At 65.0% G+C, this 25029-nt stretch carries 21 protein-coding genes and 1 pseudogene; 15 read left to right on the top strand and 7 right to left on the bottom strand.

Translation table 11 applies throughout. From position 1 onward, the window contains the following. Window positions 1–31 precede the first annotated feature (31 nt). The 9 genes and pseudogenes from IP69_RS05420 to IP69_RS05380 all read left to right on the top strand — a co-directional run bounded on the left by IP69_RS05420 (window position 32) and on the right by IP69_RS05380 (window position 8554). Window positions 32–355, top strand: coding sequence for a cupin domain-containing protein (locus IP69_RS05420; RefSeq protein ID WP_054141807.1), 324 nt, complete (start codon window positions 32–34; stop codon window positions 353–355). Next, entirely contained in the window at window positions 352–1584 is a 1233-nt protein-coding gene (locus IP69_RS05415; protein ID WP_054141806.1) for an FAD-binding oxidoreductase, read from the top strand. Before IP69_RS05420 ends, IP69_RS05415 begins: the two co-directional genes overlap by 4 nt. An 80-nt stretch (window positions 1585–1664) precedes the next feature. Continuing rightward, window positions 1665–2675, top strand: a complete 1011-nt coding sequence (locus IP69_RS05410) for a 4-hydroxyproline epimerase (RefSeq protein ID WP_054141805.1) — start codon at window positions 1665–1667, stop codon at window positions 2673–2675. 287 nt (window positions 2676–2962) lie between these two features. Beyond that, a complete protein-coding gene (locus IP69_RS05405; RefSeq protein ID WP_054141804.1) occupies window positions 2963–3880 on the top strand; it encodes a branched-chain amino acid ABC transporter permease in 918 nt (305 codons plus the stop codon). Window positions 3881–3884: 4 nt separating this feature from the next. Further along, window positions 3885–5282 (top strand): high-affinity branched-chain amino acid ABC transporter permease LivM, encoded by a 1398-nt coding sequence (gene livM, locus IP69_RS05400; protein ID WP_082358993.1) that lies wholly within the window; start codon window positions 3885–3887, stop codon window positions 5280–5282. Then, window positions 5282–6121 (top strand): annotated as a pseudogene (locus IP69_RS05395) (ABC transporter ATP-binding protein); the annotation flags it as partial. The gene livM and the pseudogene IP69_RS05395, both read left to right, overlap by 1 nt. Before the next feature lie 56 nt (window positions 6122–6177). Next, complete coding sequence (locus IP69_RS05390; RefSeq protein ID WP_248306726.1) at window positions 6178–6933, top strand: ABC transporter ATP-binding protein; 756 nt, start codon at window positions 6178–6180, stop codon at window positions 6931–6933. A gap of 1 nt (window position 6934) precedes the next feature. Next, window positions 6935–7300 carry a DUF6867 family protein gene (locus IP69_RS05385; protein WP_054141801.1) on the top strand — a complete coding sequence of 122 codons (366 nt, stop codon included), beginning with the start codon at window positions 6935–6937 and terminating at the stop codon, window positions 7298–7300. A gap of 138 nt (window positions 7301–7438) precedes the next feature. Continuing rightward, window positions 7439–8554, top strand: a complete 1116-nt coding sequence (locus IP69_RS05380) for a branched-chain amino acid ABC transporter substrate-binding protein (RefSeq protein ID WP_054141800.1) — start codon at window positions 7439–7441, stop codon at window positions 8552–8554. A gap of 224 nt (window positions 8555–8778) precedes the next feature. Here the strand turns inward: IP69_RS05380 and IP69_RS05375 are convergent, their stop codons facing one another. The 6 genes from IP69_RS05375 to IP69_RS05350 all read right to left on the bottom strand — a co-directional run bounded on the left by IP69_RS05375 (window position 8779) and on the right by IP69_RS05350 (window position 14905). Continuing rightward, on the bottom strand, window positions 8779–9357 hold the full coding sequence (locus tag IP69_RS05375; protein ID WP_054141799.1) for an alpha/beta hydrolase: 579 nt from the start codon (window positions 9355–9357) through the stop codon (window positions 8779–8781). Between the two features lie 4 nt (window positions 9358–9361). Then, a complete protein-coding gene (locus IP69_RS21295) occupies window positions 9362–10909 on the bottom strand; it encodes an ATP-binding protein (protein WP_156323301.1) in 1548 nt (515 codons plus the stop codon). 79 nt (window positions 10910–10988) lie between these two features. Continuing rightward, window positions 10989–12296: an adenylosuccinate lyase gene (purB, locus tag IP69_RS05365; protein ID WP_054141797.1), complete on the bottom strand. Its 1308-nt coding sequence runs from the start codon at window positions 12294–12296 to the stop codon at window positions 10989–10991. 154 nt (window positions 12297–12450) lie between these two features. After that, window positions 12451–13134 carry a ribulose-phosphate 3-epimerase gene (gene rpe / locus IP69_RS05360; protein WP_054141796.1) on the bottom strand — a complete coding sequence of 228 codons (684 nt, stop codon included), beginning with the start codon at window positions 13132–13134 and terminating at the stop codon, window positions 12451–12453. 65 nt (window positions 13135–13199) lie between these two features. Beyond that, window positions 13200–13877, bottom strand: coding sequence for a glutathione S-transferase family protein (locus IP69_RS05355; RefSeq protein ID WP_248306725.1), 678 nt, complete (start codon window positions 13875–13877; stop codon window positions 13200–13202). Window positions 13878–13924: 47 nt separating this feature from the next. Then, a complete protein-coding gene (locus IP69_RS05350; protein WP_156323300.1) occupies window positions 13925–14905 on the bottom strand; it encodes a hypothetical protein in 981 nt (326 codons plus the stop codon). A gap of 263 nt (window positions 14906–15168) precedes the next feature. Between IP69_RS05350 and IP69_RS05345 the strand changes: the two genes are divergently transcribed. The 3 genes from IP69_RS05345 to IP69_RS05335 all read left to right on the top strand — a co-directional run bounded on the left by IP69_RS05345 (window position 15169) and on the right by IP69_RS05335 (window position 18643). After that, window positions 15169–16419, top strand: a complete 1251-nt coding sequence (locus tag IP69_RS05345) for an FAD-dependent oxidoreductase (protein WP_054141794.1) — start codon at window positions 15169–15171, stop codon at window positions 16417–16419. Between the two features lie 182 nt (window positions 16420–16601). Beyond that, window positions 16602–17741 (top strand): dipeptidase, encoded by a 1140-nt coding sequence (locus IP69_RS05340; RefSeq protein WP_054141793.1) that lies wholly within the window; start codon window positions 16602–16604, stop codon window positions 17739–17741. A gap of 92 nt (window positions 17742–17833) precedes the next feature. Beyond that, window positions 17834–18643 (top strand): RNA methyltransferase, encoded by an 810-nt coding sequence (locus tag IP69_RS05335; RefSeq protein ID WP_054141792.1) that lies wholly within the window; start codon window positions 17834–17836, stop codon window positions 18641–18643. A gap of 210 nt (window positions 18644–18853) precedes the next feature. Here IP69_RS05335 and IP69_RS05330 read toward each other — a convergent pair whose 3' ends face one another. Continuing rightward, on the bottom strand, window positions 18854–21142 hold the full coding sequence (locus tag IP69_RS05330) for a TonB-dependent hemoglobin/transferrin/lactoferrin family receptor (protein ID WP_082358991.1): 2289 nt from the start codon (window positions 21140–21142) through the stop codon (window positions 18854–18856). Window positions 21143–21540: 398 nt separating this feature from the next. Here IP69_RS05330 and IP69_RS05325 point away from each other — a divergent pair, with 398 nt between their 5' ends. The 3 genes from IP69_RS05325 to rpsD all read left to right on the top strand — a co-directional run bounded on the left by IP69_RS05325 (window position 21541) and on the right by rpsD (window position 24870). Then, window positions 21541–22818, top strand: coding sequence for an NAD(P)/FAD-dependent oxidoreductase (locus IP69_RS05325; RefSeq protein WP_248306724.1), 1278 nt, complete (start codon window positions 21541–21543; stop codon window positions 22816–22818). A 286-nt stretch (window positions 22819–23104) separates the two neighbouring features. Next, a complete protein-coding gene (gene murI, locus IP69_RS05320) occupies window positions 23105–23971 on the top strand; it encodes a glutamate racemase (protein ID WP_054141790.1) in 867 nt (288 codons plus the stop codon). Window positions 23972–24252: 281 nt separating this feature from the next. After that, a complete protein-coding gene (gene rpsD / locus IP69_RS05315; protein WP_054141911.1) occupies window positions 24253–24870 on the top strand; it encodes a 30S ribosomal protein S4 in 618 nt (205 codons plus the stop codon). Window positions 24871–25029 lie beyond the last annotated feature (159 nt).

Below are 25029 nucleotides of genomic sequence, written 5' to 3'. Positions count from 1 at the left end.
CTTTGGCCGAAGCCGAAGCGGAGAGAGTGGCATGGCGTTCACCTGTACGATCCCTGCCGTCGCGACCGTCCAGCAGGACGACGCGGCCATCCGCATCACCCGCTGGGATTTCGAGCCCGGCGCTGTGACCGGCTGGCACAGCCATGGCTGGCCCTATTTCGTCGTCATGCTGGTCGCCGGCACGCTGCGCATCCATGACGGGACCAAGACGACCGACGTGCCGCTCGCGCAGGGCCAGGCCTATATGCGCCCAGCCGGCATCGAGCATGACGTCATGAACGGCTCCGAGCACCCGATCGCGTTTGTCGAGATCGAGGTCAAGCAGCCGGGTGCCCTCAAGGAACTTTCGTTGTGAAGATCGCCATCGTCGGGGCCGGCATCGTCGGCTGCGCCATCGCCCATGCCCTGCTCGACGAGGGCCACGAGGTCCTGATCCTCGACAAGGAGGGGCCGGGCTTCGGCCCCTCGCGCGGCAATGCCGGCTGGATCGCGCACACCGACATCCTGCCGATCGCGAGCCCCAAGATCCTGCGGCAGGTGCCGAAATTTCTGCTCGATCCGCTCGGCCCGCTGGCGATCCGCCCGGCCTATTTCCCGAAACTGCTGCCCTGGCTGCTGCGCTTCGTGCTGGCGGCGCGGCCGGATGCCTTCGAGCGCTCGATCCAGGGCATCGGCGCGCTCCAGCAACTGGCGCTTCCGGCCTGGCTGGCGCGCGCCAATCGCGCCGGCCTGGGGAGCCATATCCACCGCAAGGGCGGGCTCTACGCCTTCACCGATCGCGGCGCCTTAGAGGAAGCGAGGGGGATCGCCAAGCGCCAGGCGGAGTTCGGCATCACGGTCGAGATGGTAGGCCCCGAAGAGCTGCGCCAGTTCGAGCCGGCGCTGAAGGACAAGTTCGTCGGCGCGGCCTTCCACCCCGACACCGCCCATATCAGCGACCCGCTGCAGCTGACGCTCGCTTTGTTCGAATCGGCCCTGGCCCGCGGCGCCATCTTCGAGAAAGCCGGGATCACCAACATCTCGACGGCTGAGCGCCCTGCCCTCATCGGCCCTGACGGCTTCCAGCGCGTGGTCGATCGCGCCGTCATCGCTGCCGGAGCCTGGTCGAAGCCGCTGGCGGCGGCACTCGGCGACAAGGTCCCGCTCGACACCGAGCGCGGCTACAATGTCAGCTTCCCCGGCGTGACCGGGCTGACAACGCGGCCTATCGGCTTCGAGGGCCATGGCTTCGTCATGACCCCCCTGGAGAGCGGCCTGCGCATCGGCGGCGCCGTCGAGTTCGGCGGGCTGGAGGCAGCCGCCAACCATGCCCGCACCAGGATTCTCTACGACAAGGCCAGCCAGTTCGTGGACGGGCTGCCGGCCTTCGAGACCGGCACGCTCTGGATGGGGTTCCGCCCCTCCCTGCCCGACTCATTGCCGGTGATCGGCTCGGCCAGCCGCAACCCGCATGTCGTTCACGCCTTCGGCCACGGCCATTATGGCATGACGCAATCGACCGCGACCGCCGATCTGGTGGCGGCGCTGATTGCTGGCCGCGAACCCGCGATCGATCTTGCGCCGTTCAGCCCGCGCCGCTTTTGATGAGCGCCCCGTTCCCCTCAGGGCCACCCATTCTGCGTCGTTTTGCTTGAATCACCCCGCTAACGAACCGAGCCAAACCCATGACCACCCACACCTTTTTCTGCGTCGATGGCCACACCTGCGGCAACCCGGTGCGCATGGTCGCGGGCGGCGCCCCGCCGCTCAAGGGCGCCAACATGGTCGAGAAGCGCGCGCATTTTCTGGCCGAGTACGACTGGATCCGCACCGGGCTGATGTTCGAGCCGCGCGGCCATGACGTCATGTCGGGCTCGATCCTCTACCCGCCGACGCGCGAGGATGCCGATATCGCCTTCCTCTTCATCGAGACCTCGGGCTGCCTGCCGATGTGCGGCCACGGCACCATCGGCACGGTGACGATGGCGCTTGAGCGCGGTCTCGTGACGCCGCGCGAAGAGGGCGTGCTGCGCATCGACACGCCGGCCGGGCTGGTGACGGCGCGCTACACCCGCAACGGCGATTACGTCGACACTGTCCGCATCACCAACATCGCCTCCTATCTCCATGCGACAGGGCTGACGGCGGAAATCGAGGAACTCGGCGAGGTCACGGTCGATGTCGCCTATGGCGGCAATTTCTATGCGATCGTCGATCCGCAGGACGCTTTCAGCGACATCGCCGACATCAACCCCTCCGACATCCAGCGCTGGAGCCCGAAGCTGCGCGCTGCGCTCAATGCCAAATATGAGTTCATCCACCCGCAGAACCCGGCGATCAACGGGCTCTCCCACATCCTCTGGACCGGCGCACCGACCAAGCCCGAGGCCCATGCCCGCAACGCCGTGTTCTATGGCGACAAGGCGATCGACCGCTCGCCCTGCGGCACCGGCACCTCCTCGCGCATGGCGCAATGGGCGGCGCAGGGGAAGCTCCAGGTCGGCGACGACTTCGTCCATGAGAGCATCATCGGCACGATGTTCCGCGGCCGGGTCGAGGCGACCGCTCAGGTCGGCCCTTTTGAGGGCATCATCCCCTCGATCGAGGGCTGGGCCCGGATGACCGGCTACAACACGATCTTCATCGACGATCGCGACCCGCTGGCGCATGGCTTTCTGGTGACGGACAAGCCCTGACGGCGCCGCTATGCGGGCGCACCCACGACCCCGATCGGACGCGGCCAGCCCTCTGCGGGGACCTGCCCCAAACACAATCATCTTGCGCGAAATCGGCGCGTCACCGCAAAGCTTGCTGCCCATTTGCGAGGCAATTCACCGCAGATTGCTTTTGACAGTTTTGTGGCCCGGCGCGATTGTCGAAATCGCGCAGCGTTGGTAGGCCTGCGTGGCAATCGCATCCCGCATGCGTCGGCGTCATGCCGACTCAAGAGAACGGGAGCGGGTTCGAGGGGTCTGCGTCGGCGATGGAAGTGTTTCTGCAGCAGCTCATCAACGGGCTGACCCTGGGGTCGATCTACGGCCTCATCGCCATCGGCTACACGATGGTGTTCGGCATCATCGGCATGGTCAACTTCGCCCATGGCGACGTGTTCATGCTGTCGGCCTTCATCGCGCTGATCTTCTTCATGCTGATCGCCTCCTGGTTCGGCGCCGCCCTGATCGTGGTCGCGCTGATCGTGGTGCTGGCGCTGGCGATGTTCTTCACCGCCCTGTGGAGCTGGGCGATCGAGCGCGTCGCCTACCGGCCGCTGCGCGGCTCGTTTCGCCTCGCGCCACTGATCTCGGCGATCGGCATGTCGATCTTCCTGATGAATTTCGTCCAGGTCGTGCAGGGCCCGCGCAACAAATCCACCGCGCCGATGCTGAACAAGTCGATCACGCTGATCGAGAGCGCGACCTATTCCGTGCAGATCTCCTACAAGCAGATCGTCATCATCGTCACGACCGCCGTGCTGCTCGCCGCGTTCTGGTACATCGTCCAGAAGACGCCGCTCGGCCGGGCCCAGCGCGCCTGCGAGCAGGACCGCAAGATGGCCGCCCTGCTGGGCATCGACGTCGACCGCACGATCTCGATCACCTTCATCATGGGCGCCGCGCTCGCTGCGGTGGCGGGCGTGATGTATCTCGTCCTCTACGGCGTGGTCTCCTTCCATGACGGCTTCATCCCAGGCGTGAAGGCCTTCACGGCAGCGGTTCTCGGCGGCATTGGCTCGCTGCCCGGCGCCGTCATCGGAGGGCTTTTGATCGGTCTGATCGAGGTGATGTGGTCGGCCTATTTCACCATCGACTACAAGGATGTCGCCGCCTTCTGCATCCTGGCGATCGTGCTGGTCTTCATGCCTTCGGGCCTGCTCGGCCGTCCCGAAGTCGAGAAGGTCTGAACCCATGGCCGCGCCAGCAACAAAGACCGTGGAAGTGTCGCCGGTCGCCGGTCAGCGCGACTACAAGGCGGCGGTGAAGGAAGCCGGCTTCGCCGCGCTCATCACCTTCGGCCTGTGCATCCCCATCATCGCCTGGGGCACGCGCCAGAACATGGAAAACGTCCTGGTGCTCGATCCGCGCTGGGATGCTGTCGCCTGGGCCGTGCTGATCGTCTTCGTCGGCCGCCTGCTGATCGTCCTGCGCAAGCAGGGCGCGGCGGGGCGGAAGTCCATGGCGCGCTTCCTGCCGCACGGCACCTTCGCGTTCTTCCAGCGCCATTCGCGCAAGTTCTCGCTGTTCGGATTGGGTTTCCTCGTCACCTTCCCGATCATCGCGATCAATCTGGCGGGCTGGGGCGGCGCGCTGAAATGGATCGACAATTTCGGCATCCAGATCCTGATCTACGTCATGCTCGGCTGGGGTCTGAACATCGTCGTCGGCCTCGCCGGCCTGCTCGATCTCGGTTACGTCGCCTTCTATGCGGTGGGCGCCTATTCCTATGCGCTGCTGGCCAAGAATTTCGGCCTCTCCTTCTGGATCCTGCTGCCGCTCTCAGGGATTCTCGCCGCCTTTTGGGGCATGCTGCTCGGCTTCCCGGTGCTGCGCCTGCGCGGCGACTATCTCGCCATCGTGACGCTCGCCTTCGGCGAGATCATCCGCCTCGTCCTGATCAACTGGGTCGATTTTTCCGGCGGCTATGCCGGCATCTCCGGCATCCCGCGCCCGACCTTCTTCGGCATCCCGTTCAATGCCAATGACGACGGCTTCGCGGCGCGCTTCGGGCTCGAATTCTCGCCGCTCTACCGAACGATCTTTCTGTATTACCTGATCCTGGCGCTGGCGCTGCTGACCGCCTTCGTCTCGCTGCGCCTCCGCCGCCTGCCGGTCGGCCGAGCCTGGGAAGCCCTGCGCGAGGACGAGATCGCCTGCCGCTCGCTCGGCATCAACACCACCTCGACCAAGCTCACCGCCTTCTCGATCGGCGCCATGTTCGGCGGCTTCGCGGGCGCCTTCTTCTCGGCGCGGCAGGGCTTCATCTCGCCTGAATCCTTCGTCTTCATGGAATCGGCGATTATCCTGGCGATTGTCGTGCTCGGTGGCATGGGCTCGCTCTGGGGCTGCGCCATCGCCGCCATCGTGATGATCGGCGGCACCGAACTGCTGCGCGAGCTCGAATGGCTCAAGGCGATCTTCGGCAACGACTTCGACCCAACCAAGTACCGCATGCTGATCTTCGGCCTCGCCATGGTCCTGATCATGATCTGGAAGCCGCGCGGCCTGATCTCGACACGCGAACCGACCGCCTTCCTGAAGGAGAAGAAGACGATCTCGGCCGACATGGTCCAGGAGGGTCACGGCTGATGGCGACGTCTCTCCCGCCGGTCTCTGCCCCCCACGGCAAGCCTCTGCTTCAGGTTGAGCATCTGACGATGCGCTTCGGCGGTCTCACCGCCGTCAACGACCTCTCCTTCGAGGCCCGCAAGGGCGACATCACCGCATTGATCGGCCCCAACGGCGCCGGCAAGACCACGGTGTTCAACTGCATCACCGGCTTCTACAAGCCGAGCGAAGGCATGATCACGCTGACGCAGGACAGCGGAACCAGCTACCTGCTCGAGCGCCTGCCGGACTTCCAGATCTCGTGGAAGGCCAAGGTCGCCCGCACTTTCCAGAACATCCGGCTCTTCGGCGGCATGACTGTTCTGGAAAACCTGCTGGTCGCGCAGCACAATCCGCTCATGATCGCCTCGGGCTATACGTTTCTTGGGGTGCTCGGCATCGGCGGCTACAAGGCGCGCGAGAACGAGGCGATCGAGAAGGCCAAATTCTGGCTGGAGAAGATCAACCTGATCGACCGCGCCGACGATCCCGCCGCCGACCTGCCCTATGGCGACCAGCGCCGGCTGGAGATCGCGCGTGCCATGTGCACCGATCCCGTGTTGCTCTGCCTCGACGAGCCGGCCGCCGGCCTCAACCCGCGCGAGAGCCACGACCTCAACGAATTGCTGCTGTCGATCCGCCAGGACATCGGCACGGCGCTGCTCCTGATCGAGCACGACATGTCGGTGGTGATGGAAATCTCCGACCATGTCGTGGTGCTGGACTACGGCACCAAGATCGCCGACGGCACGCCGGCGCAGGTCCAGGCCGATCCGAAGGTGATCGCAGCCTATCTCGGGGTCGACGACGACGAAGTCGCGGCCGTCGAAGCGGAGGTCGGAATCGCGTGACCGAGGCTCAAACTCTGGCTCAACCCGTGTCTCAACCGCAGCCCCTGCCCCAAACCCAGGCGCAGCCGCTTCTCGCCGTTCGCGGCGTCAAGACCTATTACGGCAAGATCATCGCGCTGAAAGGCGTCGATCTCGACGTCCGCGAAGGCGAGATCGTCACCATGATCGGCGCCAATGGCGCCGGCAAATCCACCCTGATGATGACGATCTTCGGCAATCCTCAGGCACGCGAGGGCACCATCACCTATGAGGGGCGCGACATCACGAAGATGCCGAGCCATCTGATCGCGCGCCTGGGGATTGCCCAGTCGCCTGAAGGTCGCCGCATCTTCCCGCGCATGACCGTGTTCGAGAATCTGCAGATGGGCGCCGCCGTGCGCAACCTCGCTCATTTCGACGAGGACCTCGACAAGATCTGCACCCTCTTCCCGCGCATCAAGGAGCGGCTGCAGCAGCGCGGCGGCACGCTGTCGGGCGGCGAGCAGCAGATGGTGGCGATCGCCCGCGCGCTGATGGCGCGGCCCAAGCTCTTGCTGCTCGACGAGCCGTCGCTCGGCCTAGCCCCGCTGATCGTCAAGCAGATCTTTGAGGCGATCCGCGAACTCAACAAGACGCAAGGGCTGACCGTCTTCCTGGTCGAGCAGAACGCCTTCCACGCGCTCAAGCTCGCCCATCGCGGCTATGTCATGGTCAACGGCGTCATCACCATGAACGGCACCGGGCAGGAACTCCTGTCCAATCCGCAGGTGCAGGCGGCCTATCTCGAAGGCGGGAAGCACTGACATGCAGGGCATCCTCTATGAAGAATCCACGGTCTGGCTCTTCCTGCTGGTGAGCGTGGTGATGGGCGGCTGGCTCGCCTGGATGACCGGCCGCGCCATGGCCCTGACCTGGAAGCCGACCATCCAACTCGTCGCCTACATCCTCGTTCTCGGCCTCGTCGTCCGCTTCATCCATTTCGCTCTGTTCGAGGCGACTCTGCTGACGCTGCACTACTACGTCGTCGATACCGTCATCCTGATGGGCTTCGGCTTCGCCGGCTGGCGCTACAACCGCGCCCGGCAGATGACGACACAGTATCGCTGGCTTTACGAGCGTACCGGCGCCTTCTCCTGGAAGGCTCGGGAAGATGCCGGAAAGCCCGTCTAAAGAACCAGAATCATCGAGAGCTTGTCACGTGACAGACACCGGAAAACGCGCAAGACTGCGTATCACGGTGGCACCACGCGCCGAGACGGGCGGACCATCCAGCCCGTTCATGGATATAATGCAGGGGAGTCTCATCACATGAAGAAACTGCTGTTGAGCAGCATCGCGCTCGGCGCGGTCATCGTCTTTTCCGGCGTGGCCAACGCTCAGATCAAGCTCGGCGTCGCCGGTCCGATCACAGGCGCCAACGCTGCCTTCGGTGCCCAGTTGAAGAACGGCACCGAGCAGGCTGTCGAAGACATCAACGCGGCTGGCGGCATCCTCGGCCAGAAGCTGGTGCTCTCGGTCGGCGACGATGTCGGCGATCCGAAACAGGGCGTGTCCGTCGCCAACAAGTTCGTCGGCGACGGCATCAAATGGGTCGTCGGCCACTTCAACTCCGGCGTCGTGATGCCGGCTTCGGAAGTCTATGCCGAAAACGGCATCCTGATGATCTCGCCTTCGGCCACCAACCCCAAGATCACCGAGCGCGGCCTCTGGAACACCTTCCGCGTCTGCGGCCGCGACGACCAGCAGGGCGAAGTCGCGGCGGCCTATATCGCCAAGAACTTCAAGGACAAGAAGATCGCGGTCATCCACGACAAGACCACCTATGGCCAGGGCCTCGCCGACGAGACCCGCAAGGGCCTGGTCAAGGCCGGTATCAAGGACGTGCTCTATGAGGGCGTCAACGCTGGCGAGAAGGACTTCTCGGCCCTGATCTCGAAGATCAAGTCGGTCGGCGCCGATTACGTCTACTGGGGCGGCCTGCACACCGAAGGCGGGCTGATCGTGCGCCAGATGCGCGACCAGGGCGTCAAGGCCGTGCTGATCTCCGGCGACGGCATCACCACCGACGAATTCGCCACGATCGGCGGCCCCGGCGTCGAGGGCACGCTGATGACCTTCCCGCCGGACCCGCAGAAGCGTCCTGAGGCCGCCGCCATCGTCAAGAAATTCGAGGCCAAGAAGTTCAAGCCCGAGGCTTACACCCTGTACAGCTACGCCGCTGTTCAGGTCATGGCCGAAGGCGCCAAGCGCGCCAATTCGGTCGATCCCAAGAAGGTCGCGGCGGCTCTCGCCGGTGGCGCCCCGGTCAAGACCGTCATCGGCGATCTCGCCTTCGACAAGAAGGGCGACATCACGCGCCCCGACTACACCATGTACACTTGGAAGAAGGGCGCCGACGGCAAGATCACCTATGTCGAGAATTGATCTCGAAGGCTGATCGCCCGACGGGCTGAAATGAGACCGCCCCGGTGAAAGCCGGGGCGGTTTTGTTTTTGGGGGGAACCTCGAGGGCAATCTATACCTGAAACGCGCCGTCATCCCGGGCGCAGCGCAGCGAAGACCCGGGATCTATTCCGGAACGGTTCAGGCATGGATCCCGGCTCTGCGCTTCGCTCCGGCCGGGATGACTCCGCGGGTCGGACCAGTGCTCAGCCCTGAATCGGCTTCTGCGGAACCGCCGTCAAGCTCCTGAGAAAGCCGGCAAAACGCAGCAGCCCGTCGGGCCAGGGCCCGTGCCCGGATTCGGTGTTGATGTGCCCGCTCTCGCCCGCATCGACGAACTCCGCGCCCCAGGCTTCAGCCAGTTCCTTCGCCTCTTCGGGCGTGCAGTAGGGATCGTCGGTGCTGGCGATCAGCACGCTGCGGAAGGGCAGCAGCGCGCGCCGGTGCGCGGCGAAGGCCGGCGTCATGCCCGGCAGCTCGCGCTTGGCGCGCTCGGCTGCGGGCGCCACCAAAAAGGCACCGGTCACCTCGCCGAAGTGCAGATGCTCGGCCGCATGCGCGATCGCGCTGACGCCGCAGGAATGCCCGACCAGCACGACCGGCCGCGTCGCCGCCCGCACCGCCGCGACGATGCGCTCCGCCCAGAGCCGCGACGGCGTGTGCCAGTCCTCCTGCTCGACCACCCGCGCGGTCGAGAGCTTGGCGACCCAGCGGCTCTGCCAGTGATCGGGCCCCGAGCCGGACCAGCCGGGAACGATGAGAATGTCGGTGTCGGAGGTTTTCATGCGTTCAGAATTCTGATGGGCGGACTGAATAGTGAGCCTGCGGATCCCGCTCGTACATACCAGGAACGAATATCAGAACTTTCTTTTCAACAAGTCGTTCCAGATCCTTCTTGCTAGTTTTCCAAGTCCGACCAGTTATTCTTTGTGCATCACTTACATTGATATTCGTATTCCTTAGTGCGAACGAAGCAATTTTTCGCTCATGCTCGGGCAGTTCAAGCCACAGATCACCCCCAAAAAAATTGACGAAATCACGATCTGTCTCTCGTTTCCGCAGTTCGATATTGTTTTGTAAAAGCACCCTCACCACCACCCCGTGTATTGACTGTTGGCGGAATGCGGGTTCAGGAAGCGCCCATCTTCGCATGCTTTCGCGCATACGTCGGGTTCCTTCGCGAGCCATACGTACATATCCGAGGCTACGAAGTGCATCCATCAGGTGGTGGTTTCGAGCCGCCCGCACTTCGTAAATGTTTTTCTCTGTTACTGGCGGATAAAAACCACCGGGGCTCTCTACCTCCAAACGATCCTCGAATAGTTTGATTGTAACTTCAGCACCACTAAAACTGTAAGACCGATGAACGCATGCATTCACAAGCGCTTCAAACCACGCGTCGACAGGGTATTCCTTTGTTGTAATAAATTTCCCCTCGTCGTTCATCCATGTTATGTCATGAACCAGAGTATTAATTATAGAGCGCGACTCTTCAATAATTTCGACGATATTACCTTCGATAAATCGATCAAACAGGGGCCTGTATGTTTCACCTTCACCTTCTGCACGTCCAGAAAATCTCTGAACTCGAACCCTGCAACCTGGTATCAGAGAGCGAGGATTGTTTCCGGCCAATATGGCCAAAGCCTTGTTAGGTATAAACCGGCCCTCGTCACGACGGCCAAGATTTCTCAATTCCAAGATTTCCTCATCGCTAAGGTGATCAAGGCCTTCGTCATCCCGATAATTCTGGCAAAATTTTCTAACGATCGCCATATTGAATCCAAGCGGATACGATATATGCGCCTCTTCTAGTTCGAATGGAGGCTCGCGGGTCGCGTTACGAAAATCTCGCCTCTCCTCATCGGACATTTCGTGAATCGAATCTCCATATCTGATAAATGCTTGATTTTTGTTTGTCTCCACTAGACGCCCCGCATAAGGAACGTATATCGCCAATATATAATCTGACGGCAAATCACCAATACATTCTATTCTACGATACTCGTGCTTGGCGAGAGGACAATAAACGAGGTGGAGCCTCTCGATTTCATTCATCTTGCGTTGGCCAACGCTACTGCAACCAACCGGCGAGCCGTCGCTTTTGCATCCAATGATCAGAATTCCGCCTTCAGGCGTGTTGGACCACATGCTAAAATATGGAGCTAAGTCTTTTAGCTCTATCTGCGGTCGTTTAAATTCGACGCGACGGTCTTCTACAAGGTCAGATATCATTCGCGCATCTAGTCGCAGCCATATTTCGCGGGGGCTGAGAAGCGCGACATTGACCCGAACCTCGGGGATAACGAGATCGAGTTCAAGCTGCGACGAATTCAATATGTTGGGTATCGACACAGGCTCGACACACCCTATGTTGTAGCGTTGAATCGAATTGACCCACTTTCTGAAGGCCTAGTCAACTCTCCCCGAACACCCGGGCGAAGATCGTGTCGACATGCTTGAAGTGGTAGCCCTCGTCGAACATCGCCTCGAGCTCGGCGGCCGTCAGCCGGGCCGTGACCTCGGCGTCCTTCTTGAGATTGGTGAGGAAATCCTCGCCATGCTCCCAGGTCCGCATCGCGTTGCGCTGGACCAGGGAATAGCTCTCCTCGCGGCTCGCGCCCGCCTGCGTCAGAGCCAGCAGGACACGCTGGGAGTTGTGCAGGCCTCCGAGCTTGTCGAGATTCTTGCGCATGTTGTCGGGGTAGATCAGCAGCTTGTCGATGACGCCGGTCAGCCGCGCCAGGGCGAAGTCGAGCGTCACGGTGGCATCGGGGCCGATCATGCGCTCGACCGAGGAGTGCGAGATGTCGCGCTCATGCCAGAGCGCGACATTCTCCAGCGCCGGCACGACCATGCCGCGCACGAGGCGAGCAAGGCCGGTCAGGTTCTCGGTCAGGACGGGATTGCGCTTGTGCGGCATCGCCGAGGAGCCCTTCTGGCCGGCTGAGAAGAACTCTTCCGCCTCATAGACCTCGGTGCGCTGCAGGTGCCGGATCTCGGTCGCCAGCCGCTCGACGCAGGAGGCGACGACGCCCAGCGTCGCGAAATACATCGCATGCCGGTCGCGCGGGATCACCTGCGTCGAAACCGGCTCGACACTCAGGCCCATCTGCTCCGCGACATAGGCCTCCACGCTGGGGTCGATATTGGCAAAGGTGCCGACCGCGCCCGAAATCGCGCAGGTGGCGATCTCCGCCCGGGCCGCGATCAGGCGCGCCCGGCAGCGATCGAACTCGGCATAGGCCTGGGCGAGCTTGAGCCCGAAGGTCACCGGCTCGGCATGGATGCCGTGCGAGCGGCCGATCGTCGGGGTGAATTTGTGCTCGAAGGCGCGGCGCTTGATGGCGGCGAGCAGCGCATCGACATCGGCGATGAGGATGTCGGTGGCGCGAGCGAGCTGCACCGAGAGCGTCGTGTCGAGGATGTCCGAGGAGGTCATGCCCTGATGGACGAAGCGCGCCTCGGGGCCGACGATCTCGGCCAGATGCGTCAGGAAGGCGATCACGTCATGCTTGGTGACGCGCTCGATCTCGTCGATGCGGGCGACATCGAAGGTCGCGTCCTTCGCCTTGGCCCAGATCGTCGCGGCGGCCTCCTTCGGCACCACGCCGAGCTCGGCGAGCTTGTCGGTGGCATGCGCCTCGATCTCGAACCAGATCTTGAACCGGGTCTGCGGCTCCCAGATGGCGACCATCTCGGGGCGGGAATAGCGCGGGATCATTTGACATCTTTCACACGATGGGCGCCGTCATCCCGGACAAGCCGCGCAGCGGCGCCGATCCGGGATCCATGCCTGAGCCTTGATAAGTGATGCTCCGGCATGGATTCCGGGTCTCCGCTTCGCTGCGCCCGGAATGACGGCGCAGTTTAAATTCTCAAACCCACTCCCCGCGCGCCGCTTCGGCCGCCCCACGGATCGCGGCGATATTGCCGGCATAAGCGGCCGGGCCGCCATTGAACACGGCAGAACCGGCGACGAAGACATCCGCCCCCGCCTTGGCCGCCAGCGGCGCGGTCTCGACCGTGGCGCCGCCATCGATCTCGAGCGCAATCGGCCGCTCGCCGATCAGCGCCCTGACCTGCGCGATCTTGGGCAGCACGGAATGGATGAAGCTCTGCCCGCCGAAGCCGGGATTGACGGTCATCAGCAGGACGAGGTCGAGATCGTCGAGCAGCGGCTCGACCATGCCGGCCGGCGTGCCGGGGTTCAGCACGATGCCGGCTTGTTTGCCCTGCGCCTTGATCGCCTGCAGCGTCCGGTGCGGATGCGGGCCCGCCTCGACATGGAAGGAGATCAGATCGGCGCCGGCCTTGGCGAAGGGCTCGATATACGCATCGACCGGCGCGATCATCAGATGCACGTCGAAGAACTTGGTCGTGTGGGGGCGGATCGCCTTCAGCACATCGGGCCCGAAGGTGATGTTGGGCACGAAATGCCCGTCCATCACATCGCAGTGGATCCAGTCGGCGCCGGCCTCGTCGATGGCGCGCACCTCCTCGCCGAGCTTCGAGAAGTCGGCCGAGAGAATGGACGGGGCGATGCGGATGGGAGCGCTCATGCCGCGCGGTTTAGAGCATCGGCTCGCAAAGGGAAATGCGGTTTTGCCGTAAGCCCCACGCGATCTCAGGGCAGCGCGACCGGCACCGACAGCCGCCGGTCGGCTTCCGCGATCTCGGCCGCGACCTGTGCGAAGGCGGGCCGCTCGGTGAGTCTTGAAAACCAGCCGGACAGGCCAGGATGGCCTACGAAGGACGGCCCACCCAGCCGCCGGCCGAAGAGCAGCCCCATGAACAGCGCGATATCGGCCGCGCAGAGCATCGGCCCGAAGAACTCCCGCCCCGCCAGCCTCTCCTCAAGCCGGGCGTGATGGCCGGCCAGTGCCTGCTCCGCGATCAGCGCGTCGGCACCTCGCGCCGCCCGCCGGACCGGATCGGCCGCGACCGGCCCGGTGCGATGCATCAGCGGCTTCAGCGCCTGCAGCAGGATCTCGTCGGCGAAGAGTTCGTCGAGCCGGCAGCGCGCACGCTCGGCCGGGGTCTGCGGGTAGAGCGGCGGCTGCGGATAGGCCTCGTCGAGATACTCGACGATCACGGTCGAGTCGTAGAGCACCAGCCCGTCATCGGTCAGGACCGGCACCTGCCCCTTCGGATTGAGAGCCAGCACCTCGGGGTGTTGGGGCTCGTAGCCGGCGGCCTGGTCGAACGGCACCATGATCCGCTCGAAGGCCAGGCCCTTCTCCCGCAGCGCGATCTCGACCTTGCGGGAAAACAGGCTCAGCGGGCCGGAATACAGGGTGATCATGACGCCAGGCTCCCACAACAACGGAGCCTTCTTCGCAAAACCCGCCGTCAGGCGCCGTCAGCAGCCGCTTCTTCACGACGGATGCGCCCCGCGATACCGCTGAGCAGCCAGGGCATCAGATAGATCGGAAACTGCGCCAGCGCGAAGAACAAAAAGGTCGAGGGCGGCACGCCCGCTCCCAGCGCCGCGACGATCATGCCCATGTTGCGCTGTCCGGCGCCGTAGCCGACCATGAAACGCTCGGAACGGCGCAGAAAGCGCAAGGCGAGGTAACTCACGACGAGCCCGATGATCGACACCGCGAAGGCGCAGGCGAGGAAGAAGCTGACACGCGCCGGCGTGTCGAAGGCGGCCTGCGTGACGCCGTCCATCGCCGCGATGGCGAAGGTGAAATACATCAGCACGCCGAAGCCATCGAGATTGGCCTTCATCGCCTTGATGCGGACCATGCCGAGCGAGAAGCGCAGAACGGCCGCCGCCGCCATGCCACCACCGACGAAGAACAGCAGCCGCAACGTCAGCGCCCAACGGTCGAGCGGCACGGCCGACCCCGCCAGCAGATCGACCAGCATCGGCGCGATGATCGGGCTCGCCACCGTGGTGATGATGACGCCTGCGATGATCAGAGACGGCTCGAACCCGTAGATGATCGCGACCGCCGGCGAGGACATGATCGGCGGCGCGGCAGCCAGGATCGCCAGGCCCAGCAGCAGCCCGGGATCGATGGCGTCGCGCCCCACGAGCAGGAAGGCGCCGCCTAGGACGACGACCGGTGCCGCGACCATCCACAGGCAGGTCAGGATCAGCTTGCCGGGCCGGCGCAGCAGGCCGGCGATGATGCCGATATCGGCCCGCATGAAGACGATGGTGGTGAAGCAGAAGATCGTCACCGGCAGCAGCGGCCGCGCCGCAGCCGAAAACTGCGGCAGCGCCAGCCCGAGAAAGATCGACAGCGCAAAGCCTTGCGTGCCGTAGCGCCCAAGCCAGGCGAGGCCGGCGGCCAGTGAAGCGGCGATGCGCATGAGCATGAAAAGCGTGAGACTCGTCTGCGAAAGGACGCCGACACTGGCCGATCCCCGCAGGCCCGTCACCCGCCATCACGACAGCCCCGCCCTGCGTCGGCAGGAAATTGCGTCACGACCGTGCATTGCAGGCTGATGCGAGAGCTGACGCCCCCGCTGGCGCAAATCTTGCGAAACTTGTGCCGCAACCGCGCAAAAACCGACCGCGACGCTGACAAGGCCGCGCAAACAGCTCATTTTACGTCGGTGGGGACTGGCAGGAGCAGATCATGGCGACGGATACGATCGTTCTCGGCGCGGGCATCGTCGGCATTTCGGTGGCGCTGCATCTGCAAAAGGCCGGGCGCTCGGTCCTGCTCGTCGACAGGCGCGGGCCGGGCGAGGAGACCAGCTACGGCAATGCCGGCCTGATCCAGCGCGAGGGCGTCTACCCTTACGGCTTCCCGCATGATTTCGGCGCGCTGCTGCGATACGCGATGAACAACACCATCGACGCGCATTATCATTGGCGCGCTATCCCCAAGCTCGCCCCCTTCCTGTTCTCCTACTGGATGCATTCGCGCGCCTCGCAGCACGAGGCGATCGCCCGGAAATACGCCACCCTGATCGAGCATTGCGTCAGCGAGCATGACGCGCTGGCCGCCGAGTCCGGCGCCACCGGGCTGCTGCGCCGCAAGGGCTGGATGAAGGTGTTCCGCACCACGGCCGAGCAGGATGCGCGCCTGGCCGAGGCCGCGCGCTGGAAGCGCGATTTCGGCCTGAACTTCAGGCCGCTCGACATGCCGACCCTGAAGTCCGAGGAGCCCCATCTCGACCATGACAGCCTCATCGGCGGCCTGCACTGGACCGACCCGGTCACGGTGATCGACCCGCTCGGGCTCTCCAAGGCCTATGTCGCGCGCTTCGAGGAACTCGGCGGCAAGCTCGCGCTGGGCGATGCCGCCACGCTGACCCAGCAGGGCGCGGAATGGAGCGTCACGCTGGCCGACGGCAGCACCGCCAAGGCCCGCGACGTGGTCGTCGCGCTCGGCCCCTGGGCCGACGTGCTCTCACGCAAGCTTGGCTACAACCTGCCCCTGGCGGTCAAGCGCGGCTATCACATGCACTACAAGGCGCAGGGCAATGCGGTGCTCAATCATCCTGTCCTCGACCATGAGCGCGGCTATTTCCTGGCGCCGATGCAGCAGGGCATCCGCCTCACCACGGGCGCCGAATTTGCCGATCGCGACGCCGCGCCGAGCCCGGTGCAACTCGCCCGCGCCGAGCCGATCGCCCGCACGCTATTCCCGCTGGGTGATCGGATCGACCCCGAACCCTGGCTCGGCCGCCGCCCGGCGACTCCGGACATGATGCCGATCATCGGCCCGGCGCCCAAGCACAAGAACCTCTGGTTCTCCTTCGGCCACGCCCATCACGGGCTGACGCTGGCCGCCGTCACCGGCCGCATGATCGCCGAGATGGTCACCGGCCAGAAGGTCTTCGTCGACCCGACACCGTTCGCGCCGGCGCGGTTCGGCTGACGAAGCACGTCATTCTCGGGCGAAGCGCAGCGGAGACCCTAGAATCTCTTGCCGGAGATGCTGGGGTCTGCGCTGCGCCCGAGCATGACGCGAAGACCAGCCCTGCACCGCGCCCCTCGCCTCTTCACCCGCGAACTGCCACGGTGGCGGCCGCCCTCGATTCCAAACCCAAGGCTTGCCCCATGGCCCTCGCCAAACCACCCGTCCAGGACAATGCCTATGCCGCGGCCCTGGCGCTGCTCGACCGCGCCCCGCTGATCGACGGACATAACGACCTGCCCTACGTCATCCGGATCGACCGCACGGCTAAGGGCGATGTCGGCCTCTACGACCTGACGACGATCCACGAGAGGGGCGACACCGACATCCCCCGCATGCAGGCGGGCAAGATGGCCGGCCAGTTCTTCGCGGCCTATGTCCCGCCCAAGCACCCCAAGCCCGCCGGTTTCGCGCTCGCCCAGATCGCGCTGATGCGCGACATTCTCAAGCGCCACGCCGATGTCTTCAGCCCCGGCCTCTCCGCCGCCGATGTCATGGCCGCGAAGGCGGAAGGGCGCATCGCGCTGTTCATGACGATCGAGAACGGCACGGCGCTCGACAACGAGATCGACGCGCTCGACGCCTATTTCGATCTCGGCATCCGGCTGATGACGCTGTGCCACAATGACAGCCATGACTGGTGCGATTCCGCCACCGATGCCCCGCGCCACAATGGTCTGACCGGGTTCGGCAAGGCGGTGATCGGCCGGATGAACACGCTCGGCATGGTCGTCGACCTCGCCCATGTCTCGCCCAAGGTGATGCACGACACGCTCGACGTCACCCGCGCGCCGGTGGTCTGGTCGCATTCCAACGCCTTTTCGCTCTGCGACCATCCGCGCAACGTGCCCGACGACGTGCTCGACCGCGTCGCGGCCAATGGCGGCGTGGTGATGGCGACCTTCGTGCCCGATTTCATCAGCCAGGCCTCGCGCGACTGGCACAAGCCGGCCAAGGACCAGTTCGGCAAGACCCCCGAGGGGCTCGACCACGACAAGGCCGAGGCCGAGCTCGCCGCCAAGGCCGGGCCGAAGCCGAAGGCGACGTTGGCGCAGTATTGCGACCATCTCGAATACCTGGCCAAGCGCATCGGCCATGACCATGTCGGCATCGGCTCGGACTTTTTCGGCTGGATCAACCCCGAAGGGCTTGAGGATACGAGCGTCTTCCCCGCCCTGATCGCCGAGCTGATCCGGCGCGGCTGGTCTGAGGACAACCTCGAAAAGCTCGCCGGCGGCAACACGCTGCGGGTGCTGGCGGCGGTGGAAGCAGCTGCGGGCTGAGCCTCCGACATCGCCGGGCTTGACCCGGCGATGTCTTTGGGAGACGTCGCCGGTCGCCGGTTCCGTTTCGCCGGGAATGACGAGACACACCCATGCCCGGCTCCGGCACAGACCATACCCGCGCGCCCGTCGCGACCCCGGCCCCCGTGATCATCCTGGTCGAGCCGCAGATGGCCGAGAACATCGGCATGTGCGCGCGCGCCATGGCGAATTTCGGCCTGTCCGAGATGCGGCTGGTCGCGCCGCGCGACGGTTGGCCGGGCGGCGGCGGGCTGAAGAAGGGCGCCATGGCGGCGGCTTCGGGCGCGACGCATATCCTGGAAACGGCACGGCTTTATCCGACTGCCGCCGAGGCCATCGCCGATCTCAACTATGTTTTGGCGACGACCGCGCGCGAGCGCGGCCAGATGAAGCGCGTGGTGACGCCAGCCGAAGCCATGCCGCCGGTTGCGGCGCGCATCGGCGAGGGCGAACGCGTCGGCATCCTCTTCGGGCGCGAGCGCATCGGCCTGACCAATGAGGAGATCTCCTTTGCCGACGCGATCCTGACCTTTCCGGTCAACCCCGCCTTCGCCTCGCTGAACCTCGCCCAGGCCGTGCTGCTGGCCGGCTATGAATGGTTCAAGGCGACCGACGGCCAGCCGACCTTCCGCGAGCACACCGACTCGCCGCCGGCGACGCGGGCGACGGTTCTGTCGATGTTCGACTATCTCGAGGCCGAGCTCGATGTTTGCGGCTTCTTCCCTCCCGGCAAGAAGCAGATCATGACCGCCAATCTGCGCGACATCCTGCATCGCCTCGCCATGACCGAGCAGGAGGCCCGCACGCTGCGCGGCGTCTTCAAATCTCTGACCGAAGGGCCCAGGCGGCTGCGCGTGCCAAAGCCGGCCGAGGGAAAGTGACCGCCGATGGTCCATGCGACCCCGTCATTCCGGCCGCAGCGCAGCGGAGCGCCGGAATCCATCATAGAGCTCCGGAGCCTTACGATGGATCCCGGGGCAAGCCCGGGATGACGGCAAGGCGAACCTTGGCTCTACAGACCCCGAGACAAAAAAGGCCGACCCCGAAGGGCCGGCCGGTGACGATCCCGGGTCTCGAAAACGCGAGGTTCGTCAGAACTGGACCTTCATCGTCGCCTTCACGGTCCGGCCGGGCTCGCTGTAGTAGTCGCGGGCCTGGGCCAGCACGCCGGTCGGCACATTGACCGCGTCCCAGTATGTGCGGTCGAAGATGTTGTAGACGCCGATCTGGAGTTCGAGATCGGCGATCTGCGGCAGCGGCTTCCACCAGGCGGTCGCGTTGAAGATCGCATAGCCCGGCGCCTTGAAGCCCTGCGTCGCGCCGGTCGTTGCGGCGACGTCGTCGCGGGCCGCCGCAAGCTTGGTCGAGACTTCCGCCCCCCAGCGCTCGGTGCCATAGGCAATGGCGATGATGCCCTGCATCGGCGAGATCGAATTCAGGAAGGTGTCGTCGTCCTTGTTCTTGCCGCGGGTGTAGGCAAACGAGCCGCGCGCCAGCCAGTTCTCGGCGAAGGCGTATTGCAGATTGGCCTCGAAGCCCTGGATCTCGGCCCGCGCCACATTGCGGAAGCTGGTGATGCCGCCCTGGCAGTAGAGCCCGCCGACGCAAGGGGCCTGAGACTGGTAGGTGTCGATGAAGTTGCGGTAATCGGTGTGGAAATAGGTCAGCGAGCCGCCAAAGGCCTTGTCGCCGAAGCGCAGGCCGACATCGATGCCATTGCCGGTTTCGGGGCGCAGATCCGGATTACCGCTGCGCAGATAGGTCGTCGGCGAGCCGAAGCGGCCATAAAGCTCGTTGGCGGTCGGCGGGCGGAAGGTCTTGGCCCATTGCGCGAAGACGGTGACGTCCTTGAACCAGGGCGCGTTCTTCAGCACGTCGTATTCGAGCCGAATGCGCGGCGACCAGGCCGAATCGCTTGAAGACGCCGGCAGACCGACCGGGCGCGAAGCCCCATTGGTATAGGCCGGGGTGGCCTGCGGCTTCTCCTCATACCAGTCGTAGCGCAGGCCCGGCGTCACGCGCAGCCGGTTCTCCAGCAGGCCGATCTCGTCCTGAATGTAGAACCCCGCCAGCCGGCCATCGACCTTGGGCTGCTCGGCCTGGTTGGTGGGGATGTTGTTGCAGGTCGTGAACGCTCCCGTATAGACCCCTGAAGCCGGCCGTGTGGGGCAGGCATCGGAGCCGGCGCTGTACTGCTCCAGGCTCGACATCCGCAGCTCGGTGCCGGCCAGGATGCGGTGCGAGAACATGCCGGTGTTGAAGCTCTTGATGACGTGGCCGTTGAACCCGTAGGCCTCTTCCTCGTTCTCGTTGTTGCGCGCATAGTTGCCGACGATGCTGGTGTAGCGATAGCCGTTGGTCAGGTCGTTGCGCTTCAACCGCTGCCAATAGGCCAGCGCATGCGCCTCGTCGAAGAACGAGCCCGGCATCTTGTAGTCGTAGCTCAGCGAGACGCGGTCGCGCTCGACGTCCTCCCCCGAGCGATAGGAGCCGGGACGGTAATTCCCGGTCAGCGAGACGGAGTTGTCGCGATTGTAGACGCGGTCAGAGCGCTTGAAGGTCTCCGCCGTCAGCCCGAAGCGATGCGCCTGGTCATTGGAATACTGGTGGAGCTTGGCCAGGAAGCTGTACTGGTCGAAATCACGCGGATTGGGCTCGGTTCGCGCCGCGCCGATCGTCTTGACGTTGCCGCCATTGCCGGTCTCGTGCCCGCTGCGGAAGCCGCCCTGGATCAGGGCCCAGCTGTTGTTCCAGCGCGCGGCACCCGCCGCGCTGCCGAACACGGCCCTGTCGGTGCTGTCGAAGCCCGTCTTGGCCAGCGCGCCGTAGCTGCGGCCATTGCGGATGATGTCCTCGGGATCGAGCGTGCGCACGGCCAGCACGCCGCCGAGCCCGCCGCTGCCGAGCGTGCTGCCGCCGCTGGGGCCGCGCAACAGGTCGAGCGTCGACAGCGAGTCGAAATCGAAGGCGGAGGTGCCGCCGCGGGTAACGCGGCTGTCGATCAGGAAGGGCTGGCGGATGCCATCGACCGTCGTCAGCACGCGCGCGCCGTCGAGACCGCGGATGTTGAGTGAGTTGTTCTGCCGATTGAAGCTGATGCCGGCCTCGACCCGGTTGGCGAGGTCGCTGAGGCTCTGGACCTGCTGGCGGTCGAGCTGCTCGCGCGTGGTGCGGGTCGTGGTCGGCCCCGCCACGAGCGCCTGGCCCGGCGCTGCGCCCTCGACCGTGATCTGGTCGAGCACCACGGGCGCTTCAGTGGCCTGCGCCACCGGGGCTGCCCGGCTGCGGCCTGACTGTTGCGCCAGTGCCGGCGCGGCCAGCATCACCATCAAGGTTCCAAGCGCGACGCCTTCGCGCAGCCTGCCAGAGTGCATCCCCATCGCCTCAGCCCATCCTTGCCGGCGCGGACGGACAGGCCGCCGCGCTACAGAAGTTTTAAAATCAGTATAAACAAGGCCCTATACTGTCGTTAGGGCTACCATCGATTATTCATCGAATCGAAGACTGTCAATTGTCGCCGCGACAAGAACAAACTCAGATGCAAAAGCGATACATCAATCGATTTTATCTAATGAAGACTGTGTTTTTGATTGCTCCAATCCGAATGCCTGCGGGCCGCAGCCAGAATCCGCGCCTCCCGATCTCGTGATCGCGTCAGGGCCCCACGCCCGACACGTTCCTGTTGCAACGCAGCGATACGGGCCCAACATGAGCGGGCAGAACGGGACCTTTCCACCCCATGCTCGACCGCCGAACCATGTTGACGGGATCAGTTGCGATGTCGGCATCGCTGGCACTGCCCATGCGCGGCGCAAGCGCGGCCGAGGCGGACGTCATCATCATCGGCGCGGGCGCGGCGGGACTCGCCGCCGCCCATGATCTGAAGGCCGCCGGCCGCAGGGCAATCGTGCTGGAAGCGCGCGACCGCGTCGGCGGACGCGCCTTCACCGACACCTCGCTGGGGCCGGCCTATGATGCGGGTGCGATGTTCATCCACTGGGCCGAGCGCAACCCCTGGGTCCAGATCGCGCGCGATCTCGGCATCGCGACGCCCGGCGAATCGTGGGGCGGCGGCTTCCGCGTCTTCGCCGACGGCAGGCCGATGGCGGATGCCGACCGGCAGAAGCGCCGCGGCGCCTTCGGCCAGATCGACCGGCGCCTGGAAACGGTCGATCTGACCAAGCGCGATCTCTCGGTGAAGGACCTGCTCGGCGATCTCGGCCCGGACTTGGCGCCGATCGCCTCGTCCGGCCTGCTGCTCTCGATCGGCGAGGAATCGGACAGGATCTCGGCGCGGGACTACCAGCGTCTCTGGTCCGGCGACGATCTCCTCGTGCCCTCCGGCTATGGCCACCTCGTCGCGCGGCATGGCGCGGGCCTCGACATCCGCCTGAACCAGCCGGCCAGCGAAATCCGTTGGGATGGGCCCGGCGTCGCGGTCACGACCCCCTCGGGCACCCTGCGCGCCAATGCCTGCATCGTCACGGTGCCCGTCGGCGTGCTCAAGGCCGGCGCGATCCGCTTCACGCCGGAGCTGCCGGCGCGCAACCGCGATGCGCTCGACGGCATCGGCATGGGCGCGCTGACCAAGATCGCGCTCAAGGTCGAGGGCGACCGCTTCGGCATCACGCCGGGCACGAGCTTCCTCGAAGCCGGCTCGCCGAGCCGCCTGATGAATTTCGACCTCTTCCCCGAGGACAAGGACCTGATCGTCGCCTATTGCGGCGGCGACCATGCCCGCGAACTCTCGGCGGCCGGCCCCGACGCCGCGCGCGACCATCTGACCGAGTTGCTCACGAAGATGATCGGCGCCGACATCGGCAAGGCGATCACCGGCATCTCCTTCCCCGCCTGGTGGACCGACCCGTTCTCGCGCGGCTCCTATTCCGTCTGCCTGCCCGGCCGCGAGGCGGCGCGCGAGCAACTGGCCGAGCCGATCGGCGGACGCCTCTTCATCGCAGGCGAGGCCACGGCCGGCGGCGGCGCGATGACGGTCGGCGGCGCGACGCTCGCGGGCCGTGCGGCGGCCGCGGCGGTTGCGCGGATCAAGGCCTGAGGGATCGCGACCCGAGAGATCGCAATGAAACCGCGCCGTCATCCCGGGCGCAGCGAAGCGAAGACCCGGGATCCATGCCGGAACGCTGGTCCTGAAAGGTTCAGGCATGGATCCCGGATCGGCGCCGCTGGCGCGGCTTGTCCGGGATGACAGCCCGGGTATGACCGACCGTTCACCACACCGATTCACTCAAATCCGCACGGTCTTCTTTCCGCCCTCTTGACGGTCCCTTAACCCGGCTCTGGCGGAATCCCCGCCTTCGTCACCCGGGCAGGCTCACAGGCGCATGCAGCTCGATCTTCTGGCCGGAACGGCCTCGCGCGCGGCGGTGCTGCTGCGTCATACGCCGACCATCCTCGTCTTCGATTCCGGGCTCGGCGGCCTCACCGTGCTGTCGAAAACGATGCAGGCCCACCCCAACGCCCATGTCGTCTATGCCGCCGACGATGCCGGCTTTCCCTATGGCCGGCTGGCCGAAAGCGACCTCGTCGCGCGCGTGCTGGCCGTGATGGAGCGGCTGGTCGCGCGCTTCCACCCCGATCTCGTCGTCATCGCCTGCAATACCGCATCCACACTGGTTCTGCCGGCCCTGCGCGCCCGCTTCGCCATTCCGTTCGTGGGCACGGTGCCCGCCATCAAGCCGGCCGCCGCCCTGACCCGGTCGCGGCTGATCTCGGTGCTGGCGACGCCGGGCACGGTGGCGCGCGATTACACGCGCGGCCTGATCGCCAGCTATGCCGGCGGCTGCGAGGTCACGCTGGTCGGCTCGACGAAGCTCGCGGGCCTCGCCGAAGCCGTGCTGAAGGGCGAGCCGGCGGATGACGCCGCCATCGCCGCCGAGATCGCGCCCTGCTTCGTCGAGCGCGATGGTGCCCGCACCGATGTCGTCACCCTCTCTTGCACGCATTATCCGCTGCTGCTGGAGCGCATGCGGCGCCTGGCTCCCTGGCCGGTCGAATGGATCGACCCCGCACCCGCCATCGCGCGCCGCGTCGTGCAGTTGCTGGGGCAGGACGATGCACTCTCCACGGTCGCCATCGAGGCCGTCGCAGTCTTCACCAACGGCACCGGCATCACCGGACCCTTGCGCATCGCGCTCGCCGGCTACGGCCTCGCCGAGGTCGTCATCGAGCCGATGCCACTGGGCAATTGAGGCCCCACGTCATGCTCGGGTTTGACCCGAGCATCTCGAAAAACCAGCGCCTTCTGGTCTCAGAGATTCTCGGGTCAAGCCCGAGAATGACGCTTTGAAGTTTGACAAACGCCGTCACAAATGGTTCTAGGCACACGTCGCGCGGGCCCAAAAGGCCCGCGTGGCTTTTTTCCGCACCCGTGATCTGCTTTCTTCGGAAGCCGGATCTGTCGCTCCCGCCCCATGCGGGAGAGCAGGAGGGCGCGGTCCTCAACTTCGCGAACTTCAAGAGGACACGCGATATGTCGAAGCGCCATGAGGCGAAATACAAGATTGACCGTCGTCTCGGTCAGAACATCTGGGGCCGTCCCAAGTCCCCGGTCAACCGTCGTGAATACGGCCCCGGCCAGCACGGCCAGCGCCGCAAGGGCAAGCCGTCCGACTTCGGCACGCAGCTTCGCGCCAAGCAGAAGCTGAAGGGCTATTACGGCTCGATCTCCGAGAAGCAGTTCCGCCGATACTACGCCGAGGCGATCCGCCTCAAGGGCGATTCGGGCGAGAACCTGATTGGCCTGCTCGAGCGTCGCCTGGACGCGGTGATCTACCGCGCCAAGTTCGTCGCCACCGTCTTCGCGGCCCGCCAGTTCGTCAACCACGGCCACATCACGGTCAACGGCAAGCGCGTCAACATCGCCTCCTACCAGGTGAAGCCGGGCGACGTGATCGCGATCAAGGAGAGCTCCCGCCAGCTCGCCATCGTGATCGAGGCCGCCCAGCTCGCCGAGCGCGACGTGCCCGACTACATCGACGCCGACCACACCAAATCGACCGCCACCTACACCCGCACGCCCACCCTGACGGACGTGCCCTATGCGGTGCAGATGGAACCCAACCTGGTCATCGAGTTCTACTCGCGCTGATCGGAAGCGATGGGCCGCAAGGCCCGTCTGCCGGAGCATTCTGGGGGATGGCGAGAAATCGCCGTCCCCTTTTTTGGTGTCTGGCCTCATCAATCGCCCTGCGGGATCGCCCGCCGCCGTCGCCCACCTCCCCGTCATTCCGGACAAGCCGCGAAGCGG

The sequence above is a fragment of the Allobosea sp. AAP35 genome, assembly GCF_001295925.1.
Taxonomy (GTDB): Bacteria; Pseudomonadota; Alphaproteobacteria; order Rhizobiales; family Beijerinckiaceae; genus Allobosea.
The sequence above is the reverse complement of the archived record's forward strand: the minus strand, read 5'-3'. Positions and strand labels throughout refer to the sequence as shown.

Bases quoted from the DNA above. Each gene is read 5' to 3' on its own strand.
- IP69_RS05420 (WP_054141807.1), top strand. From the start codon at position 32: ATGGCGTTCACCTGTACGATCCCTGCCGTCGCGACCGTCCAGCAGGAC.
- IP69_RS05410 (WP_054141805.1), top strand. From the start codon at position 1,665: ATGACCACCCACACCTTTTTCTGCGTCGATGGCCACACCTGCGGCAAC.
- IP69_RS05405 (WP_054141804.1), top strand. From the start codon at position 2,963: ATGGAAGTGTTTCTGCAGCAGCTCATCAACGGGCTGACCCTGGGGTCG.
- livM (WP_082358993.1), top strand. From the start codon at position 3,885: ATGGCCGCGCCAGCAACAAAGACCGTGGAAGTGTCGCCGGTCGCCGGT.
- IP69_RS05385 (WP_054141801.1), top strand. From the start codon at position 6,935: ATGCAGGGCATCCTCTATGAAGAATCCACGGTCTGGCTCTTCCTGCTG.
- IP69_RS05380 (WP_054141800.1), top strand. From the start codon at position 7,439: ATGAAGAAACTGCTGTTGAGCAGCATCGCGCTCGGCGCGGTCATCGTC.
- IP69_RS05375 (WP_054141799.1), bottom strand. From the start codon at position 9,357: ATGAAAACCTCCGACACCGACATTCTCATCGTTCCCGGCTGGTCCGGC.
- purB (WP_054141797.1), bottom strand. From the start codon at position 12,296: ATGATCCCGCGCTATTCCCGCCCCGAGATGGTCGCCATCTGGGAGCCG.
- rpe (WP_054141796.1), bottom strand. From the start codon at position 13,134: ATGAGCGCTCCCATCCGCATCGCCCCGTCCATTCTCTCGGCCGACTTC.
- IP69_RS05355 (WP_248306725.1), bottom strand. From the start codon at position 13,877: ATGATCACCCTGTATTCCGGCCCGCTGAGCCTGTTTTCCCGCAAGGTC.
- IP69_RS05350 (WP_156323300.1), bottom strand. From the start codon at position 14,905: ATGCTCATGCGCATCGCCGCTTCACTGGCCGCCGGCCTCGCCTGGCTT.
- IP69_RS05345 (WP_054141794.1), top strand. From the start codon at position 15,169: ATGGCGACGGATACGATCGTTCTCGGCGCGGGCATCGTCGGCATTTCG.
- IP69_RS05340 (WP_054141793.1), top strand. From the start codon at position 16,602: ATGGCCCTCGCCAAACCACCCGTCCAGGACAATGCCTATGCCGCGGCC.
- IP69_RS05335 (WP_054141792.1), top strand. From the start codon at position 17,834: ATGCCCGGCTCCGGCACAGACCATACCCGCGCGCCCGTCGCGACCCCG.
- IP69_RS05330 (WP_082358991.1), bottom strand. From the start codon at position 21,142: ATGGGGATGCACTCTGGCAGGCTGCGCGAAGGCGTCGCGCTTGGAACC.
- IP69_RS05325 (WP_248306724.1), top strand. From the start codon at position 21,541: ATGTCGGCATCGCTGGCACTGCCCATGCGCGGCGCAAGCGCGGCCGAG.
- murI (WP_054141790.1), top strand. From the start codon at position 23,105: ATGCAGCTCGATCTTCTGGCCGGAACGGCCTCGCGCGCGGCGGTGCTG.
- rpsD (WP_054141911.1), top strand. From the start codon at position 24,253: ATGTCGAAGCGCCATGAGGCGAAATACAAGATTGACCGTCGTCTCGGT.